The 15,763-nt window shown below is 67.7% G+C and carries 18 protein-coding genes; 9 read left to right on the top strand and 9 right to left on the bottom strand.

From position 1 onward, the window contains the following. Nucleotides 1–20: 20 nt before the first annotated feature. Genes ACLKM7_RS01495 through ACLKM7_RS01485 form a run of 3 tightly spaced genes read left to right on the top strand, consistent with a single transcriptional unit; the run spans nucleotide 21 to nucleotide 3,398 of the window. On the top strand, nucleotides 21–1,412 hold the full coding sequence (locus ACLKM7_RS01495) for a Dyp-type peroxidase (RefSeq protein ID WP_436445243.1): 1,392 nt from the start codon (nucleotides 21–23) through the stop codon (nucleotides 1,410–1,412). Then, the gene (locus tag ACLKM7_RS01490) at nucleotides 1,396–2,274 is read left to right on the top strand and encodes a phosphotransferase family protein (protein ID WP_436445242.1); all 879 of its coding nucleotides are present in this window, start codon (nucleotides 1,396–1,398) and stop codon (nucleotides 2,272–2,274) included. Before ACLKM7_RS01495 ends, ACLKM7_RS01490 begins: the two co-directional genes overlap by 17 nt. Continuing rightward, nucleotides 2,271–3,398, top strand: a complete 1,128-nt coding sequence (locus ACLKM7_RS01485) for a serine hydrolase domain-containing protein (protein ID WP_436445241.1) — start codon at nucleotides 2,271–2,273, stop codon at nucleotides 3,396–3,398. The genes ACLKM7_RS01490 and ACLKM7_RS01485 overlap by 4 nt, the downstream gene beginning before the upstream one ends. Here the strand turns inward: ACLKM7_RS01485 and ACLKM7_RS01480 are convergent. Then, nucleotides 3,395–4,735, bottom strand: coding sequence for a GNAT family N-acetyltransferase (locus ACLKM7_RS01480; RefSeq protein ID WP_436445240.1), 1,341 nt, complete (start codon nucleotides 4,733–4,735; stop codon nucleotides 3,395–3,397). The two genes, ACLKM7_RS01485 and ACLKM7_RS01480, sit on opposite strands and share 4 nt — an antisense overlap. A 216-nt stretch (nucleotides 4,736–4,951) precedes the next feature. Between ACLKM7_RS01480 and ACLKM7_RS01475 the strand changes: the two genes are divergently transcribed. Further along, nucleotides 4,952–5,515: a copper resistance CopC family protein gene (locus ACLKM7_RS01475; protein WP_436445239.1), complete on the top strand. Its 564-nt coding sequence runs from the start codon at nucleotides 4,952–4,954 to the stop codon at nucleotides 5,513–5,515. A 71-nt stretch (nucleotides 5,516–5,586) separates the two neighbouring features. Next, on the top strand, nucleotides 5,587–6,165 hold the full coding sequence (locus ACLKM7_RS01470; protein ID WP_436445238.1) for a phosphotransferase: 579 nt from the start codon (nucleotides 5,587–5,589) through the stop codon (nucleotides 6,163–6,165). Between the two features lie 91 nt (nucleotides 6,166–6,256). On the opposite strand, the gene ACLKM7_RS01465 is transcribed toward ACLKM7_RS01470, so the two are convergent. The 3 genes from ACLKM7_RS01465 to ACLKM7_RS01455 form a co-directional block, all read right to left on the bottom strand. After that, nucleotides 6,257–6,508 carry a YkvA family protein gene (locus ACLKM7_RS01465; protein ID WP_436445237.1) on the bottom strand — a complete coding sequence of 84 codons (252 nt, stop codon included), beginning with the start codon at nucleotides 6,506–6,508 and terminating at the stop codon, nucleotides 6,257–6,259. A gap of 120 nt (nucleotides 6,509–6,628) precedes the next feature. Beyond that, on the bottom strand, nucleotides 6,629–7,300 hold the full coding sequence (locus tag ACLKM7_RS01460) for a VOC family protein (protein ID WP_436445236.1): 672 nt from the start codon (nucleotides 7,298–7,300) through the stop codon (nucleotides 6,629–6,631). A gap of 26 nt (nucleotides 7,301–7,326) precedes the next feature. Next, entirely contained in the window at nucleotides 7,327–8,754 is a 1,428-nt protein-coding gene (locus ACLKM7_RS01455; RefSeq protein ID WP_436445235.1) for an AAA family ATPase, read from the bottom strand. A 130-nt stretch (nucleotides 8,755–8,884) separates the two neighbouring features. Between ACLKM7_RS01455 and ACLKM7_RS01450 the strand changes: the two genes are divergently transcribed. Then, nucleotides 8,885–9,223, top strand: coding sequence for a DUF7882 family protein (locus tag ACLKM7_RS01450; protein ID WP_436445234.1), 339 nt, complete (start codon nucleotides 8,885–8,887; stop codon nucleotides 9,221–9,223). A gap of 66 nt (nucleotides 9,224–9,289) precedes the next feature. On the opposite strand, the gene ACLKM7_RS01445 is transcribed toward ACLKM7_RS01450, so the two are convergent. The 4 genes from ACLKM7_RS01445 to ACLKM7_RS01430 all read right to left on the bottom strand — a co-directional run bounded on the left by ACLKM7_RS01445 (nucleotide 9,290) and on the right by ACLKM7_RS01430 (nucleotide 11,749). Continuing rightward, nucleotides 9,290–9,712 carry a hypothetical protein gene (locus tag ACLKM7_RS01445; protein WP_436445233.1) on the bottom strand — a complete coding sequence of 141 codons (423 nt, stop codon included), beginning with the start codon at nucleotides 9,710–9,712 and terminating at the stop codon, nucleotides 9,290–9,292. A gap of 101 nt (nucleotides 9,713–9,813) precedes the next feature. Then, nucleotides 9,814–10,233 (bottom strand): nuclear transport factor 2 family protein, encoded by a 420-nt coding sequence (locus ACLKM7_RS01440; RefSeq protein ID WP_436445232.1) that lies wholly within the window; start codon nucleotides 10,231–10,233, stop codon nucleotides 9,814–9,816. Between the two features lie 211 nt (nucleotides 10,234–10,444). Then, entirely contained in the window at nucleotides 10,445–10,591 is a 147-nt protein-coding gene (locus ACLKM7_RS01435; RefSeq protein ID WP_436445231.1) for a hypothetical protein, read from the bottom strand. A 156-nt stretch (nucleotides 10,592–10,747) separates the two neighbouring features. Then, a complete protein-coding gene (locus ACLKM7_RS01430) occupies nucleotides 10,748–11,749 on the bottom strand; it encodes an alpha/beta fold hydrolase (RefSeq protein WP_436445230.1) in 1,002 nt (333 codons plus the stop codon). Nucleotides 11,750–11,952: 203 nt separating this feature from the next. Between ACLKM7_RS01430 and ACLKM7_RS01425 the strand changes: the two genes are divergently transcribed. Continuing rightward, nucleotides 11,953–12,969, top strand: coding sequence for a diacylglycerol/lipid kinase family protein (locus ACLKM7_RS01425; RefSeq protein ID WP_436445229.1), 1,017 nt, complete (start codon nucleotides 11,953–11,955; stop codon nucleotides 12,967–12,969). Between the two features lie 3 nt (nucleotides 12,970–12,972). Then, nucleotides 12,973–13,221, top strand: a complete 249-nt coding sequence (locus ACLKM7_RS01420) for a DUF7882 family protein (RefSeq protein ID WP_436445228.1) — start codon at nucleotides 12,973–12,975, stop codon at nucleotides 13,219–13,221. A gap of 86 nt (nucleotides 13,222–13,307) precedes the next feature. Here the strand turns inward: ACLKM7_RS01420 and ACLKM7_RS01415 are convergent, their stop codons facing one another. Next, nucleotides 13,308–14,300, bottom strand: coding sequence for a LacI family DNA-binding transcriptional regulator (locus ACLKM7_RS01415; RefSeq protein WP_436445227.1), 993 nt, complete (start codon nucleotides 14,298–14,300; stop codon nucleotides 13,308–13,310). A gap of 98 nt (nucleotides 14,301–14,398) precedes the next feature. Between ACLKM7_RS01415 and ACLKM7_RS01410 the strand changes: the two genes are divergently transcribed. After that, on the top strand, nucleotides 14,399–15,736 hold the full coding sequence (locus tag ACLKM7_RS01410; protein ID WP_436445225.1) for an MFS transporter: 1,338 nt from the start codon (nucleotides 14,399–14,401) through the stop codon (nucleotides 15,734–15,736). The last annotated feature ends 27 nt before the right edge of the window (nucleotides 15,737–15,763 follow it).

The following is a 15,763-nucleotide window of genomic DNA, read 5'->3' as shown; positions in this document are numbered from 1 at the left end:
CAACGACTCGAAGGATATTCGTGAACACCACCGAACCCATTGGACAGCACCACACCGACCTCCCCGTTCTCCCCGATGACGATGATGCCGAGTCACCGGCGAACCGCCGCACGCTCGCCGTGTCGCGGCGGGCTCTGCTGGGATCCGCCCTCGCGGCGGTGGGTGGCGCAGCCGTGGTGGGATTCACGGGAGGGCATCTGATCGCGAGCGCAGATGAGACAGCGGCCCAGCCGGCTCCCTCCGAGGACTCCGACATCGTCTCGGCGTTCGGGGCGCACCAGGCCGGAATAGCCACAGCCCAGCAGCGCTACGCCACTCTCGTCGCCGCCGATCTGACCGTCTCGGATGCCGCGTCGTTTCGTCGCATGATGGTCGACCTCTCCGCCACGGTGGCCCTCATCACGCGCGGCGAGGAACCACCGCCGTCGCGGATGTTCCCCGAGGGCGCGACCACTCCGACAGACTTCGCGACCGGTCTCTCGCCCTCGCGCCTGACGGTGACCATCGGGGTGGGCGCCGGGGTGTTCGAACTGCCCGGGATGACACGAGAAGCGCCTCGGCGCCTTCGACCGCTCCCGGTATTCGCCGGCGATCATCTCGACCCGCGGTGGGGCGGCGGAGACCTGATCTTCCAGATCTGCGCGGACGATGCCCAGGTGGTCAGCGCCGCGATGCGGGCAGTGCGCGCGCGGCTGCCCGGCTACGCGGTCATCCGCTGGACCCAGTCCGGGTTCATCAGCCCTCCGAAGGCCGGCGGGACGCCGCGCAACATGTTCGGGCAGAAGGACGGCACCTCGAACCCGCCCACCGACTCGCCCGAGTTCGCAGACACCGTGTGGACGCTTCCCGACGAGCCGGAATGGTTCACTGGAGGCTCGTACCTGGTCTTCCGCAAGATCCGGATGAAGACGGCGAACTGGGATCTCACAGCCCGAGACGAGCAGGATGCGGTGATCGGCCGCCGCCGCGCGGACGGGGCGCCGCTCACGGGAACCAAGGAGTTCGATGAGCCTGACCTCGAGGCGCAGGGTGCGGACGGCACGACCGTGATCGCCTCGGATGCCCACATCCGGCGGGTGCATGGCTTCTCCATGCTGCGGCGCAGCTACAACTACGACTACGGCTTTCTGACCGCGATGGCCGGCGGCAGTCCCGATCCGCTGGAGCACCCCGAGAACCATCCACACGCTCCCGGGACCGCAGACCACCATCACGGCGGACACGGCAAGCTCGACGTCGGGCTGCTGTTCTGCGCGTACGGCAATGACCCTGACAACCAGTTCATCGCCGCGCAGCAGCGCATGGCCGAGCAGGATCGGCTGAACGCCTTCATCCAGCACACCGGAAGCGCCCTCTTCGCGATCCTGCCTGGCTTCGGAAAGGACGGCTACCTCGGTGACACCCTCGTCTGAGCTGCGCTCCGTCACCCCCGCCGAGCAGGTGACGCTGGCCGAGCTGGGCGCGCGCTACGCCCTGTGGCCCGAGGACGCCGCCGTCGTCCCTCTGGCCAGAGGCGGAGAGAACACCACCTTCGCGGTCGCCCACTGCGTCGTGCGCGTCAACGAAGACCGTGAGGCCGTCGACCGTGAGGTCGCACTGCTCCACGCGCTCGCCGAGGCGACACCCCTCGCGACGCCGGTGCCGCTGGTACACGACGCCGCGCTGGGGCTCATCGTCTATCGCACGCTGCCGGGCGAGCCCCTGCTGCGCCGACCCCAGCGGCGCTCGACCGGTGTCGTGGACGCGCTGACCCAGGTGCTCGGCGCGCTGCGGGAGCTGCCCGTCGCCCAGCAGCTGCCCCGAGACGACCACCCGAACGACGCCTGGCATGCCGACGCCGTCGAGAACTTCCGTGCGGCGCAGGCGCACTTCGAGCCGCGGCACGCCGCCGCCGTCGCATCGTTCCTGAGCGATCAGCCACCGCCGACCCGGGATCTCGTGGTGCCGCAGCACAACGACCTCGGCGCCGAGCACCTCCTCGCCGACCCGGGGGGCGGCGTGACGGGGATCATCGATTGGACGGACGCCGCGCGCGCCGACCCTGCTCGCGATCTCGGGCTGCTCTATCGCGACCTCGGAAGCGACGTCGCGTTCGCCATCGCCGCCGGGCTGGACGGTCCTCTCACCGACGACGAGCGTGCGCGGATCCGCTTCCATGCGCGGTGCAAATGGCTCGAGGACTTCCGGTACGCCGTCGATGATCCCGAGACGCGCGCGGCCTATCTCGCGAACTGCCTCTGGACCTTCGATCACACCTTCCGGAGTCCCGGGTGAGTGAGCGAGAAGGCCTGCCCGCTGCGGCATCCGCTCGCCCCGCGGCTGGAGGTGTCCTGCGGCGAATCGCGCTCGTGCTGCTCCTGGCCGGTGCGCCCGGTTTGCTGCTGGGGTGCAATGCCGTCGCTGAGGCCAGTCCGGCCCCCCAGGACTCGGCGCGCGCGCAGCTCGTCGAGAGCGCGGCGGCCGCGGATTCGACCTGCGTCTCGGTCGCCGCGGGCGATACGACGCTCGTCAGCGACGGCGATCCGGATGGCGACCCGGTTCGCGCGTTCTCGATCACGAAGTCGGTCACGTCGCTCCTCGTCGGCATCGCGCAGGACGAGGGACTCCTCGAAATCTCCGATCCGGTCGCCGACTTCGTTCCGGAATGGCAGGACACCCCGTCCGCGGCGGTGACCATCCGGGATCTGCTGACGAACACATCGGGGCGAGAGTGGGACAGCCGGACCGACTATCGCGAGATGGCCTCGCAGGCGGACGACAAGACAGCCTTCGCCGTGGGACTGGGGCAGGATGCCGACCCTGGCGAGGCGTGGATCTACAACAACTCCGCCGTGCAGGTCCTCGAAGCAGTCCTCGAAGCGGCGACGGGGATGGACGTCGATGAGTTCGCGCAGACGAGGCTGTTCGAACCGCTGGGAATGACCGGCACGCGGATCGAGCAGGACGAGGCCGGCAACGCGAACGTCTTCGCCGGGGTATGGACGACCTGTGATGATCTGACCAGCCTCGGTCGCCTGTTCCTGGACCACGGCATGGCCGGCGGTGTGCGTGTGATCTCGAAGGAATTCCTCGATGACGCGGTGGGTGGGCCGAGCACCGACCTGAACGCGGCCTACGGGCTGTTGTGGTGGCTCAACCGCCCCGGACCTGCCGTCACGCCCGAGGTGGCTACGAGCGCGCAGGGCGGAGCTATCGAAGGGCCCCTCGTGCCCGGCGCACCCGAAGAGACGTTCTGGGCCCTCGGGTTCCACGACCAGATCCTGATGGTCGTCCCCTCGCTGGACGCGGTGGCAGTGCGGCTGGGCGGAAAGCCTCCGTCCGGCAGCGGCTTCGGGCTGCGCGCGTTCAGCGAGGGCGTCCTGCAGGTCGTTCGCGAGGGAGAGGACCCGACCACTTAGAGGCGCGCGTTGCGTGCCAAGCCGATGGCGACATCGAGCGCACGCTCCACGTCGACCTCGACGTCGGCTGCGACTCCGGTGTGATTCCAGTTCGTCTGCGTGCGCGGGTCGATCGGCGCGCCGGTCGAGATGTAGACGGCGAACCCGCTGCTGTCGAGGAACGACTCGACGGGGTTGGCTGCCCCGGCCGTGCGCTCGCCGACGAGCGTCGCCCGCTTCGTCGTGTGCAGGGCGTAGGCGAAGCTCTCCGCTGCCGAGGCCGTGCCCGGCCCGATGACCGCGAACAGCGGCATCCGTTCCAGACCAGCGAGGGCCGGCTCGGGTCGTGACCGCGAGATCACCTCGGGGTGATCGGTGCTCTGGAAGGTGACGATGGTGACCGGGTCGGGTCCGAGGAACGGTCCGAGCACGTACTCCACCATCGACGGCCAGCCGCCGGGGTTGCTGCGCACGTCGACCACGGCAGCGTCGCACTGAGACAGCTGGTCGAGCGCCTCCCTGGTCTGGTCTGCGGCACGCTCGTCGTCAGCATCGTCGAACAGCCGGATGGTGAGGATGCCGACCCGGCCGTCGCGATGGAAGCTGATGGTGGCGTCGTCTCGCTGCGAGGCGCTTCGGAGCGGCAGGTCGGTAGGAGCACCCCACGTCACGGAGAAGTGGCGATCGTGCTCCCGAAGCTGCTGCGTCAGCTGACGGCTGAACTCGACGGTCGTCGGCCCCTCGTCGGCGACCGGTCGCTCCCGCAGTTCTCGCGCGCACTCGGCGGCGACGTCGGCGAAGACGTAGTGGCGCTCGATGAGCGCCGCGATGCCGTTGAGCGCGTCGCGCTGGTCGGCGGCGGACATGCGCCGGCTCGGTGGCGCGGCGTCGCGGCCGTTGCCGAGCTCGAATCGCATGCGGGGGAGTGATCGACCCGGGATCGAGCCGCTCGGCGCCTCGCCGATGACGACCGCGCCGTGGCGGCGGTAGAAGTCGGCGGCGTAGGGGTCGGCGTCTAGACACAGCTCGATGAAGCCGGCGCTCGCCGCCTGGGTGAGCGCATGCTGAAGCAGCAGTCCGCCGAGGCCAGTGCCGATGTGGTCGGGGTCGACGAACAGAGCGTCCAGCTCGCCTCGAGGTGGGTGGCCCTCCGTGGCGTAGAAGCCCAGGATGCTACCGTCTCGGGCCGCGACGAAGACCCGGCCCGATGCGCACCGGTCCGGCGTGTAGGTGAGTTCGGCTCGGCACTGCTCGAGGAAGCCCGGCGAGTAGCCCCAGTGCGCCTTGGACCGCAGCGCGAGGGCCGAGATCGTCTCGGACTCGCTCGCGAGCGCCGGCCGGATGGTCAGTTCGGTCACTTCTGTCCTTTCAGCCGTGCACCGCCGGTCGGCGTCAGTGCGGGACAGCCGATGGGGCTTCGATCATTCTGCGATGGATCGGTCGCGCCGCGTTACGTCAGCAAGCGACATCGGATGCCGCCTCCGGACAGCATCTGCGCGTGGGACGCGCAAGCCATGCTGGAGCGCGCTCGGCATTGACCTGGTCGAGCGGGGAGCGGAACGGAGGCGGTTGTGATGCGGCTGAGGATCAACATCGTCGGGGTTCTGTTCGCGTCCGCTTTGGTCATCGTCTCAGTGGGGCCGGCGGCGGCGCACGACGAGCTCGTCGAGTCGAGCCCCAGCGCGGGCGCGGTGCTGGCATCGGCGCCGGCGGAGGTGAGGCTGACGTTCTCGGCGGAGATCATGGATGCCGGCGCCATCGTCGCCGTCACGGATGACCGGGACGAGAGCTGGACAATCGGTGAACCCCAGGTGGTCGAGAACCTCGTGACCGTGGTGATCCCCGACGTCCTGCCGGATGGCGGGTACGTCGTGCTTTGGCGGGTGGTGTCGTCGGACGGACACCCCATTTCAGGGACGTTCAGCTTCGCCGTCGGAAGCGGGGAGGACGCTGCGGCGCCGGGTTCGTCGGTGGGGGAGGAGCCTGACGAGCGCGGCGGCGACTCGGATGCTCCGGGGGCGGTAGATGAGCCGTTCCCCGTCGTGCTCGTGGCGACCGTGTCAGGATCGACGATCGCGCTTGTTCTCGGCGGATCGGTGTTCTGGTACCGCCGGCGCCGCTTCCGAGGCGTTCAGTGACGTCGTCGGAGGACGAGAGGTGAGGACGCCGGTTCGCGATCGCTCCGATGTCGTCGCATACGCTTTCTCGGATGAGCACTTCGATCGGGACCGGGTCGGTCCGGGAGCCGACCGCGACACTCATCACCGGTGTGCAGGCTTCGGGCAAGACGACCGTCGGGCGGCTGCTGGCGGAGCGGCTGTCGCCGGCCGCGTTCATCGAGGGTGATGACCTGTGGCGCATGGTCGTCAGCGGTCGTGCCGATATGAGCGAGACGCCGAGCGATGCCGCCCTCGCGCAACTTCAGCTGCGGTACCGGCACGGCGCGATGCTGAGCCAGTCGTTCGTCGGCGCGGGCATCCACGCCGTGCACGTCGACAACATCTACGGCACCGGGGTCACCGACCAGCTCGATCGCCTGTCATGCCGGCGCGCGCTGGTGGTGCTGCGGCCGAGCGTCGAAGCGGTGGCGGGGCGTGAGGCCCGACGCGGCACCGGCGCCTACGACGCGTGGCTCGGAGAGGGGACGATCGTCGATGCCGTGCGCCGGTTCGATGATTGGCTCGCCGAGACCCCGTCCATCGGGCTGTGGGTGGACTCGACCGGGCAGTCCGCAGAGCAGACGGTGGAGTGGATCCTCGCTCACTGGGATCAGGCGGTTGTGGGCTGACAGCCACGCTGCGGCTCTCCTGTGAAGCGGTCCCCCGGCGGGGATCCCGCGCTGCCGGCTATGACCGCCGCATCAGAACTCTGAGCTGTTCTCAGAGAGCGCTGGCCGTGCGTGCTTTCGACTCGAGGCCCGTCAGCCAGCGGCGCTGCTCGCGGGCGAAGAGCACGGCGAAGATGCCCCAGAGGCCGAGGTCGTCGACGAGTCCAAGCGGGCCGAGCACCAGTTCGGGAATCAGATCGATCGGCGCGAAGGTGTAGACGACAGCGGCGATGGCAGCGACCCACGTCGTCGCCGCGACGCGGTGCTGCCGCCCTCTGACGGCCTTGAGGAATCTCCACCACATGCGCTCAGTGTGCGCCTTGCCCGGAGCGATGCCGGACGGATGCAGGAGTTTGGCCGGAAGTTCCCAGCGATGACCAAGGCGGAGCGACGGCAGTCGACCGTGCTCGAGCGCAGGTGTCTGTCAGTCGAAGGTGTCGGTCCAGGACGCGATGTCCACGCCGTGATTGTCCGGTGATGCGAGCGACCACCAGGCGGGCGCGTGCGAATCGTCGACGAGTCTGCCGCCCGCGGCGAGGGCCGCCCCCACTCGCGCCTGAGCCTGGTCGGCCGGCACGAAGACGTCGAGGTGGGTGCGTCCTCTCGACGGCGCGTCTCCCGTGATCGGGTTGAATGCGAGCTGTGGTCCGCAGCGCAGGGGATCGACAGCATCCGTCTCGCCGAACGCGTCGTAGCCGAGAGCAGCCATGAAGAACGGTCGCACGTCGGCTCGAGAGTGCTGGGCGACGTAGATGCCGACCGACTGTGCACGCGAGGGATCAGCGGTCAGCAGTTGCTCGGCGGCGACCCGGGATACTGTCGCCGCGAACTCCACTGCCGCGGCAGGGATGCCCTCCGCGCCGCGATAGGGGATGCGCACGACGACGCCCTCGGGACGCAGATCCACGTCCGGCAGAATGCCGAATCGCTCCGCGGCGGCGACGACCGGCGGGACGAGGTCGGCAGCCTGGGCGATGGATGTCGCGCTGAAGACGGCTTGCGGACCCGTCGCGGTGACGCGCCAGTCAGCGACATCGGCGGCCCGGTGGAACTCGGCCGGGGAGATCCAGTCTGACCCGTTGGTTGATGTGCCCATCGCGAACTCCTCGAAACTCGGCCTGGTCAGCCGGCGTGCCACCCGGGACTGGCCGCGTGGTGCCCGTTCGGTGGCGGAACGTCGCGGTCGACGGTGGATCCGAGCATGGAACGGGTGAGTTGCTCGCGCGAATCCATCAGGCGGTCGAGTTCGGCCGCCAAATCCTCATCGTGGGGCTCGCGCCCATCTTGGACGGCGCGGAGCACGCTCCGCCGGATCAGCTCCTTCGCGAAGGACCCTGTGGTTCCCTCGGCACGTTCTGCCGCCGCCTCCAGGGCCGCCTCGGTGTACGGAAGGCCATGCGCATAGCGTCGGAACAGGCGACGCCGCTCCGTCGGCGCCGGAAGCGGGACCTCGACGGCGAGATCGACCCGGCCCGGACGCTCGGCGAGGGCGCGCTCGAGCACCTCGACCCTGTTGGTCGTCATGATGAAGGCCACGTCGGCATCACCGTCCAGGCCATCGAGGGCGTCCAGTACCTCGAACAGCAGTGGTTGGGGTGAGCCGTGCCGTTCCATGGCGACCAGATCGATGTCTTCGAGCACCACCAGCGCGGGCTGGAAAGTGCGCGCGATCTCTGCGGCCGCACTGATGAATCGGATGCTGGAGCCGGTGAGGACCACGGCGGTGATGTCGGGCGTCGCGGTGAGGAGGTGACGGATGGTGAGGGTCTTGCCCGTCCCCGGTGGGCCGTACAGCAGCACACCGCGCTTCAAGTGCTGGCCTGCTCGCTGCAGTGCCTCGCTCTGCTCGCCGATCGTGACGACGTGCTGGACGATCTCCTCCAGCACACCGTCCGCGAGCACGACGTCCTCGGCCGAGACCGATGGTCGCTCCACGAATGTCGCGCCGGCCTCTCGGCCGTACTCGGTGGGTTGAAACGACAGCACCTGACCGCGCAGCACGCTGCGCTCGATCATTGTTCGCCGCAAGGTGTCGAGAAAGCGAGCCACCACTGCGTCGTCGGTGCCCATGACCTCAACGGACGCGGCCGGCCTGCCGAACTGCGGTGCGGCGGCACGCTGTGCCAGCACGATCGGCACTCCCTCGAAGCGCAGCAGCCGAACGCCCAGCGACACGACTCTTGCGCTCGAGCTCGGACCGGTGGCTCGCTCGGCGTAATCCACTGGGCCGGGTGCGTAGCGCGCGTGGGGGCTGGTGATCCACTCCGTCAGCCCTTGATGATGTCTCTGGTCCCCGCCTGTGACGCCGATGAGGCGCCCCTCGCCGTCCGACCCCAGCGCGTTCAACGCGATATCTGCGTCGACCAGGCGGTGGTCGGCGATGTGCTCCACGACGACCGATACCTGCGACGCGTCAGTTCCCAGGTGGTCGCTGATGATGTCGGCCAGCGGTGTCCGCGCGGCCGACGCCTCACGGCCGGCCAGCTCGTTGACTCGAATGAGGTACTCGGAGACCGCGCGCATCAACTCGCGATCGTCATCACGCAACATGGCACCGACTCTTCCACACCCGTCTCATCTGTCGAGCTCTCGCTGCAGACCATTGGGATGGCCGAGGACGTCGATGAGGATGGCGCGGCACCTGCTGCGAGCGAGTGCCAAGGGGCGTAGCCTGTGGCGGATGGGAACGATGTACTACGGCGACTCCGGGTTGCCCATCCACATCGAGGACCGCACTCTCGCGCACCTGAAGGTCGTCATCGCGACCAAACTGCGACGTGACGAGAGCTTCACCCTCTCTTGGCGACACCCGAGTGACGAGCGGGAGGGTCGAAGCACCGTGTGGCTGCAGCCGTCCATCCCACTGATGTTCACGTTCGAGGAGCCCCGCGGCCCAGAGCTCGACAGGGCGTGGATCGAATCGCTTACGAGATCGGCGAATTCGACGGGCGGGCTCACACTCGTCCCTCAGGACGGCGCTAGCACCGAGCTCGCGGCCGAGCAGCCGGACTCCGCCTAGGGGAGCCCGCGTCGTGAGCGCGCGGGTCGCGCGACGTGCCGCCATCGCCGATGCTCTGCCACTGCGTCAGCGCTGTCTGTCGCGCACCAAATACACGTTGTCGGTGAGCTTTGTCGTGTCTTCGGGTGCGGGCAGACCGTCTGGCACGAGCAGATAGTCGCCGGAAGGCCCGCCTACGCCGAGCTTGCCCCCGTACGCACCGCAGCCGGCCACCCAGTCGGTGTCATTCGGATAGACAACCAGGCACACGCTGTCTGGCTCATCCATCCGTGCGACCCAGAACTCCACACCTTCGTGCTCACCGACATATCTCGCAGAGTCCGCATCGATGTCGGTGCTGCCCTCTGCGACAAGTTCAGGAAGCTCATCCGATGCCTGAATGTCGCGGTCCAGTGCGGCGTACGACGCCCCACTCCCAGCGCAGCCTCCCAAGAGCACCGCGAGGCACGCAACCGCCACCGGCACTGTAGCGAGCATCTTCAACTTCATCGTCGTCCCCACCTGCGGCCGCTCCGCATCCGGATTCCCGAAACCGTACCATCGACCCCTCTACCGCGGCGGGATCCGCCGTGACGGACGACGACGCGCGGTCATCCAGGAGCGTGCGTACCGTCGGGGTGTCCGTCCGTCCGCGGTGTCCGGGGTGGATCAGGCCAGGCATCGTTGGCCGCGGTCACGTGGCTGTGGACGCATCGCCACTCCGCACCGTCACGGACGAAGACATCGGTGGTCCATTCATCCGCTTCGAACTCCTCGCCGTCGAAGTGCGCGGTGTTGAGGACGCGCGCAACGACGACTGCGGTCGACCCGTAGATCTGCACGGAGATCTCGCCGGAGGCGTGCATTCTCGAGTGGGTGAGGCGGCCGCTGGCGACGACGTCGAGTAGCCTCTGCCGCGTCGTTATCCCATCGGAGTCGACGAGCCGCCATTGTTCGCCGAGGTGCGCGGCGATCCGCGCGGGATCGTTGGAGACGATCGCTTCGCTGAGTGCGACCGCGGTCGCAAGCACTCCGCTGGCCTCATTCTGGCGAGCGGCTGTCGGCCCGGATCGTGAAGGCCCGGAATCTGCGCCCATATCGCTCGGCATGCTGCGACGGTACGCCATGTCATCCCGTGACAGCTGAGGCTTCGTCGTTGACGACATCGGGTGTCAGATCACTGGCGGGATTGCCGTCTTCCGGCGACAGCCGGGGGATCGGTGAATCGGTCATGGTCTGCTCTCACGCCATCGAGGAGTGGTGGACTTCCGCGCGGCGGGCGTCGGCGAGCGTGGCCCTCCACGTGCTGCGGCGCCGGCGAGGGCGATGCAGGAGCCTTCCCAGGGATGCCGCGAAGGAACGGATGACGGCGGCTGCTGAGGTGAACATGTTGCTCCCCTTCGGGACGGGGTGGATATCAGTGGATCAGGGATATCCACGCGGCCGGCATCCGTCTTGGGGCTTGACCTCGCGCGCGAGTTGTGGTGATTGCTACCCCGCGAGCCGGCCCGACAGCCCCAGCGGCAGCGATCGAGTCGCAGGTCGTCACCGGCTCGCCGTGTCGGCGCCGTCTCTCACGCGCTCGACGACGTCGACGATCGCATTCGCCACAAGCTCCGGCCGCTCGATGTGCACGTTGTGCCCGCTGTCGGTCTTCATGATGTGGATGGAGCCCGCGACGAGCGCTGCTTGATCGGCCTGGCTCTTCTCGTGCCCGATGTCGGTCACGTAGCCGAAGTCATCGGGGATCTCCGGCCCGATCACCCCCGCGGCCTTGAGCCCGGGGATAGTCGGGCCGATCAGCTGGTCTGAGGAGACCACGATGAGCGGCATCTGCTTCAGTGGGGATGCCGCTCGCAACTGCTCGAAGCTCGTCTCGGCGTCGATCCACTCGAGCGCGGGATATTCGGCGATCGCCTCGTCGATATTGCCTCGCAACAGCGGCTTCTGGATTTCCCACTGTTCCGGGGTCATGGAATCCTGTATCGCCTCAGACAACGTGTCCACCAGCACCATGCCCGCTACCGCATCCGGATGCTCGGACGCGAACAGTCGTGCGGCCAGGCCGCCGGCGGAGTGCGCGGCGAGAACGATGGGCTCGGAGACATCCGCGGCCTTGAGGAGCGCATCGAGGTCGTCGACCATGCCCTGCGAGTTGGCGGGCTGCTCGATCGGATCGCTGCGGCTCAGGGTCTCACCTGCCACCGTGCCGGGCCGGTCGTAGGCGCAGACCCGGGTCTTCTCGGCCGCGAGTTCGAATGCCGGTGGCGACGAGACTCCGTCGGCCACGACCATCCAGTCGCCGGCGGCGGCCCGCTGGCCGGCGACGATCACGACCGTGGGCGAGCCGGCGCCGCGGCATTCCATGAACATCTTCCGCCCATCGCCGATGTCGAACGTGCGAGCGAAGTCGGCGGGCGGTGCGGTCGACCGCGATGGGGCGCCAGATGCGTCGCCGGGCTCACCGGGCGACGCCGCGCATGCGGCAATCAGGGCCAGCATCCCCACGAGGCACCCCAGCGCCCACGGTCTTGCGGTGTACCCCATTGCACACTCCCGGTCGAAAAGAGTACGCCGCGCGTGCCATCGTCGCCAGGGGTGCCGGCGCTGATGCGGATCCTCGCCGTACGGCCGGACAGGATCTCTCCTGACGTGATCGATGGAAATCAATGGGGCAGCCGATATCGGGGCGATCTGCTTGCCTGGGGCCGTGGCGCGTATAGGAATGCACGCCGGAAGCGGGAGCCCACATGATCAACCCGGATCACAATGATGATCGCGCCGGAGACACTGCAGCGGACCGCCCACGTGTCGCTGCAGTGATCTACAACCCCATCAAAGTGGATCTGCCGGCGATTGAAGCCGTCGTCGCTGCGGAGCAGACTGCTGCCGGGTGGGGGGAGACGCTGTGGTTCGAGACCACGGCGGACGACCCGGGCAAGGGCGCGACCGACGCGGCGCTCGCTCAAGACGTCACCATGATCATCGTTGCCGGAGGGGACGGTACCGTGCGGGCCGTCGCCGAAGCCGTCAGCACGCATGACGTGGCGTTGGCGTTGCTGCCCTCGGGCACGGGCAACCTTCTCGCCCGCAATCTCAAGCTGACGCTGGACGACCTCGAGCACTCCATCCATTCCGCCTTCACCGGCGACGACCGGCAGATCGACCTCGGCATGATCGAGATACGGCGCGAGGATTCGAGCGTGGACCGGCACGCGTACCTGGTCATGGCCGGGCTTGGACTGGATGCGAAGATGCTCGCGAATACGGACGACGAGCTCAAGGCGAAGATCGGCTGGCTCGCGTACGTGAAAGCGATCGCCATCGCGCTACGGGACAAGAATCAACTCAGGGTCCGTTACAAGCTGGATGCCGGTCGCTCTCGGTCGTTGCGCGCGCACACCGTCATCATCGGGAATTGCGGATCTCTTCAAGCCAACGTGCTGCTCATGCCTGACGCGGCCGTCGATGACGGTGAGCTGGATATCGTCCTGCTCCGGCCCGAGGGATTCGTCAGTTGGGCGCAGATCGTCACCAAGATCATCTGGGAGAACGGAGTGCTCAGCCGCACTCGGCTCGGGCGAAAGTTCCGCACCAAGGAGGTGAAGGCGCTCAACTACATCAAGGGGCGGCGCTTCACTATGACCGTGAGCCGTCCTGAGTTGATCGAGCTCGACGGCGACGAGTTCGGACAAGCCGTCGCCATCCGAACGTGGGTGGAACCAGGGAAGCTCAGGGTGCGTGTGCCCGCCGAATCCACCAGCTGAGACATGCCTTGGCCGGGGCCAGGATTCGACAGTGCCGCTGGGTGCGCGGCTGGCGAGGTCTGGCTGCAGCCGTCCATCCCGCTGATGTTCACGTTCGCGGAACCCCGTGGCCCGGAACTCGACAGGGCGTGGATCGAGTCGCTCACGAGATCGGCGAACTCGACGGGCGGGCTCACACTCGTCCCGCAGGACGGCGAGAGCACCGAGCTCGCGGCCGAGCAGCCGGACTCCGTGTCATCCGATGGCAGATGATCCCTCAGATCGAACGCGAAGACCTGTGTCAGGCACACAAGTCATCTGCGCCTCAGAACGAAGTGTGTGGGCGAGTTGTGGGCAAGTTAGGTGGTCTCGCGGACCACGAGATTGGCGTCCGTCTCTGGACCGGCGAGCGGGGGAGCCGCCCCGGTCGCGGCGCTGAGCGCGAGCTCGGCGAGGTAGCGACCCAGGCCTGCGTTGTCGACGCGAACCGTCGATAGGGAAGGCACGATGAGGCGAGCGAGCGGCGTGTCGTCATGGCCGACGATTGCCAGTTGCTGGGGGATGGCGATGCCGGCGCGGAGTGCGGCGCCAAGGGTGATCGCAGCGATGTCGTCGTTATAGGCGACCACGCCGTCCACGCCGTGGTCGATCCAGCGGCGGATCTCGGATGCCGCGTTGTCTTCGGTGACGACGGACTCCACGACGAATGACGCCCCACTGATCGTTGTCAGTGTCCGGCTCGCGAGGTCGCGCCGCTGCGTGACGAGGTCGGCTATCCGCGGATCCGCCGAGGCGGCGAACACCAGCCGGCGGCGCCCGCGCGCGAGCAAGTGCTCGACCTGCAGGCGTGGCCCATCAGCGAATCCGAGGTCGCCCACTGATCCTTCCTCGCCCGCAGCCACGGAGGGGATGATCTGATCGACACCGCTCCCTCGGATCTCGGCGAGCTGCTCTGTGGTGAATGGCGCCATGCCGATGACGACATCGGGGCGAAGCGTTGCCCAGAGCGGCTGCGCGTGGCCGCCTGGGTGCGGGGTCATCGTCACGAGTGAGTACCCAGCCTCGTCGAGGGCGAGCGACGCCTCGTCCAGGTGGGTGCGCATGCTGTAGTCCAGCGGCCAGTCGGGCAGGACCAGGAGAATGATCCGGCTTCGACCGCTGGCCAGTGCTCGTGCTGCGGTGTTGGCACGGTAACCGAGCCGCTTCGCTTCAGCGAGCACCCGATCGCGCGTGGCGGCCGGGATGGTCTGGCCGGGCGTCTCGTTGAGGACGAACCCGACGGTGGCGCGAGAGAGGCCGAGGGAGCGGGCAACATCCGCCGCTGTCACTCGTTTCGTCGCCGATCCTGACATCCTGCTCCTCTGACTTGCGCGCGCTAGTGATATTACCGTAGCATCCTGCTTCAGTCACTAGCACGCGCTAGCACCCACCCGACAATGGAGTCCCCACGATGACCCCGAGCAATGAAGAACCTTTCATCACGCCGCTTCCGGCTTCGGTTCCTTCACCGACAGCGAATGCCGTAGAGCTGCAAGAGGCGTCTCAGCCCGCTCCCGATCTGCCCAAGGTCGGAGCGCGTTACATCTGGTTCATGGTCCTGGCGCAGTTCGGCGTCTTCATGGCCTTCATCACCCCGCTGGCAATCTCGCTGACGATCCGGGTCAACACTCTGGCCCCGGGGCATCCTGAGTACCTCGGCTACATCACGGGCGCCGGTGCGCTGTTCGTGATGCTCACTTCGCCATTCATGGGCATCTGGAGTGACCGCACCCGCACTCGCATCGGCCGCCGACGCCCGTTCATGATCGGCGGGATGCTCGTCGGCGTGGTGTCCCTGATCGTGATGGCGCTGGCCCCGAACGTGTTCGTCGTGGGCTTCGGATGGGTTCTCGCCCAGTGGGGATGGGGTACGACGCTCAGCAACCTCCAGATCTCCACCGCCGACCGGCTGCCGGAGTCGCAGCGCGGCAAGGTGGCGGGCCTCACCAGCTTCGCGACTCAGATCGCGCCGGTCTTCGGTGTCATCCTCGCTCAGTTCTTCACCGGCGACCCGCTGCTGCTGTTCCTCGTCCCTGGCGCGGTCGGCGTGATCTTCGTCCTGCTGTTCGTGACGCTGGTGCACGAGGACGACAGCCGTCCCCTGCCGAAGGACCCGATCACGGTGCTGCAGCTGCTCTCGAAATACCTGTACAACCCGCGTAAGCACCGCGATTTCTCCTGGAACTGGCTCGCTCGCTTCCTCTTCTACACCGGCATCACGCTCAACACGACCTACACGGCCTTCTTCTTCGCCGACCGTCTCGGCATCAGCGTGGAGTCGGTCGCCGGCATTATTGCGACCCTCAGCCTGGGCGGGATCCTCGCGGTCACCCTCGGCGCCATCGGGGGAGGTTTCCTCTCCGATCGGCTGAAGCGGCGTCGCCTGTTCGTCCTGCTGGGCGGTCTCATCATGGCACTCGGCATGCTTCTGCAGGCCTTCGCGCCCGACTTGGCGCTGCTCATCGCGGGATCGCTGATCACGTCCGCTGGACTGGGCCTGTTCGCCGCCGTCGACCAGGCGCTCCTGCTGGATGTCCTTCCGGAACGGGAGACGGATGCCGGTCGCTTCATGGGCATCACCGGGTTCGCCACATCCATTCCGCAGTCGATCGCCCCGCTGGTGGCATCCGGCATCCTCCTGATCGGTGTCACCGGAGATGAGCGCAACTACACGCTGCTGTTCATCGTCGCCGCCGCCGCAGTGGTTCTCGCCGGCGCTGTCGCCCTCCGCATCCGCTCTGTTCGCTGACCGTCCCCTGCAGAAAGCACTGTCGCA

This window comes from Microbacterium sp. I2 (assembly GCF_051364985.1).
In the GTDB taxonomy this organism is placed as follows: domain Bacteria; phylum Actinomycetota; class Actinomycetes; order Actinomycetales; family Microbacteriaceae; genus Microbacterium.
This window is presented reverse-complemented; position numbering and strand designations above follow the sequence as displayed.

Bases quoted from the DNA above. Each gene is read 5' to 3' on its own strand.
- ACLKM7_RS01410 (WP_436445225.1), top strand. From the start codon at position 14,399: ATGACCCCGAGCAATGAAGAACCTTTCATCACGCCGCTTCCGGCTTCG.
- ACLKM7_RS01465 (WP_436445237.1), bottom strand. From the start codon at position 6,508: ATGTGGTGGAGATTCCTCAAGGCCGTCAGAGGGCGGCAGCACCGCGTC.
- ACLKM7_RS01475 (WP_436445239.1), top strand. From the start codon at position 4,952: ATGCGGCTGAGGATCAACATCGTCGGGGTTCTGTTCGCGTCCGCTTTG.
- ACLKM7_RS01450 (WP_436445234.1), top strand. From the start codon at position 8,885: ATGGGAACGATGTACTACGGCGACTCCGGGTTGCCCATCCACATCGAG.
- ACLKM7_RS01460 (WP_436445236.1), bottom strand. From the start codon at position 7,300: ATGGGCACATCAACCAACGGGTCAGACTGGATCTCCCCGGCCGAGTTC.
- ACLKM7_RS01455 (WP_436445235.1), bottom strand. From the start codon at position 8,754: ATGTTGCGTGATGACGATCGCGAGTTGATGCGCGCGGTCTCCGAGTAC.
- ACLKM7_RS01425 (WP_436445229.1), top strand. From the start codon at position 11,953: ATGATCAACCCGGATCACAATGATGATCGCGCCGGAGACACTGCAGCG.
- ACLKM7_RS01415 (WP_436445227.1), bottom strand. From the start codon at position 14,300: ATGTCAGGATCGGCGACGAAACGAGTGACAGCGGCGGATGTTGCCCGC.
- ACLKM7_RS01430 (WP_436445230.1), bottom strand. From the start codon at position 11,749: ATGGGGTACACCGCAAGACCGTGGGCGCTGGGGTGCCTCGTGGGGATG.
- ACLKM7_RS01445 (WP_436445233.1), bottom strand. From the start codon at position 9,712: ATGAAGTTGAAGATGCTCGCTACAGTGCCGGTGGCGGTTGCGTGCCTC.
- ACLKM7_RS01470 (WP_436445238.1), top strand. From the start codon at position 5,587: ATGAGCACTTCGATCGGGACCGGGTCGGTCCGGGAGCCGACCGCGACA.
- ACLKM7_RS01420 (WP_436445228.1), top strand. From the start codon at position 12,973: ATGCCTTGGCCGGGGCCAGGATTCGACAGTGCCGCTGGGTGCGCGGCT.
- ACLKM7_RS01435 (WP_436445231.1), bottom strand. From the start codon at position 10,591: ATGTTCACCTCAGCAGCCGCCGTCATCCGTTCCTTCGCGGCATCCCTG.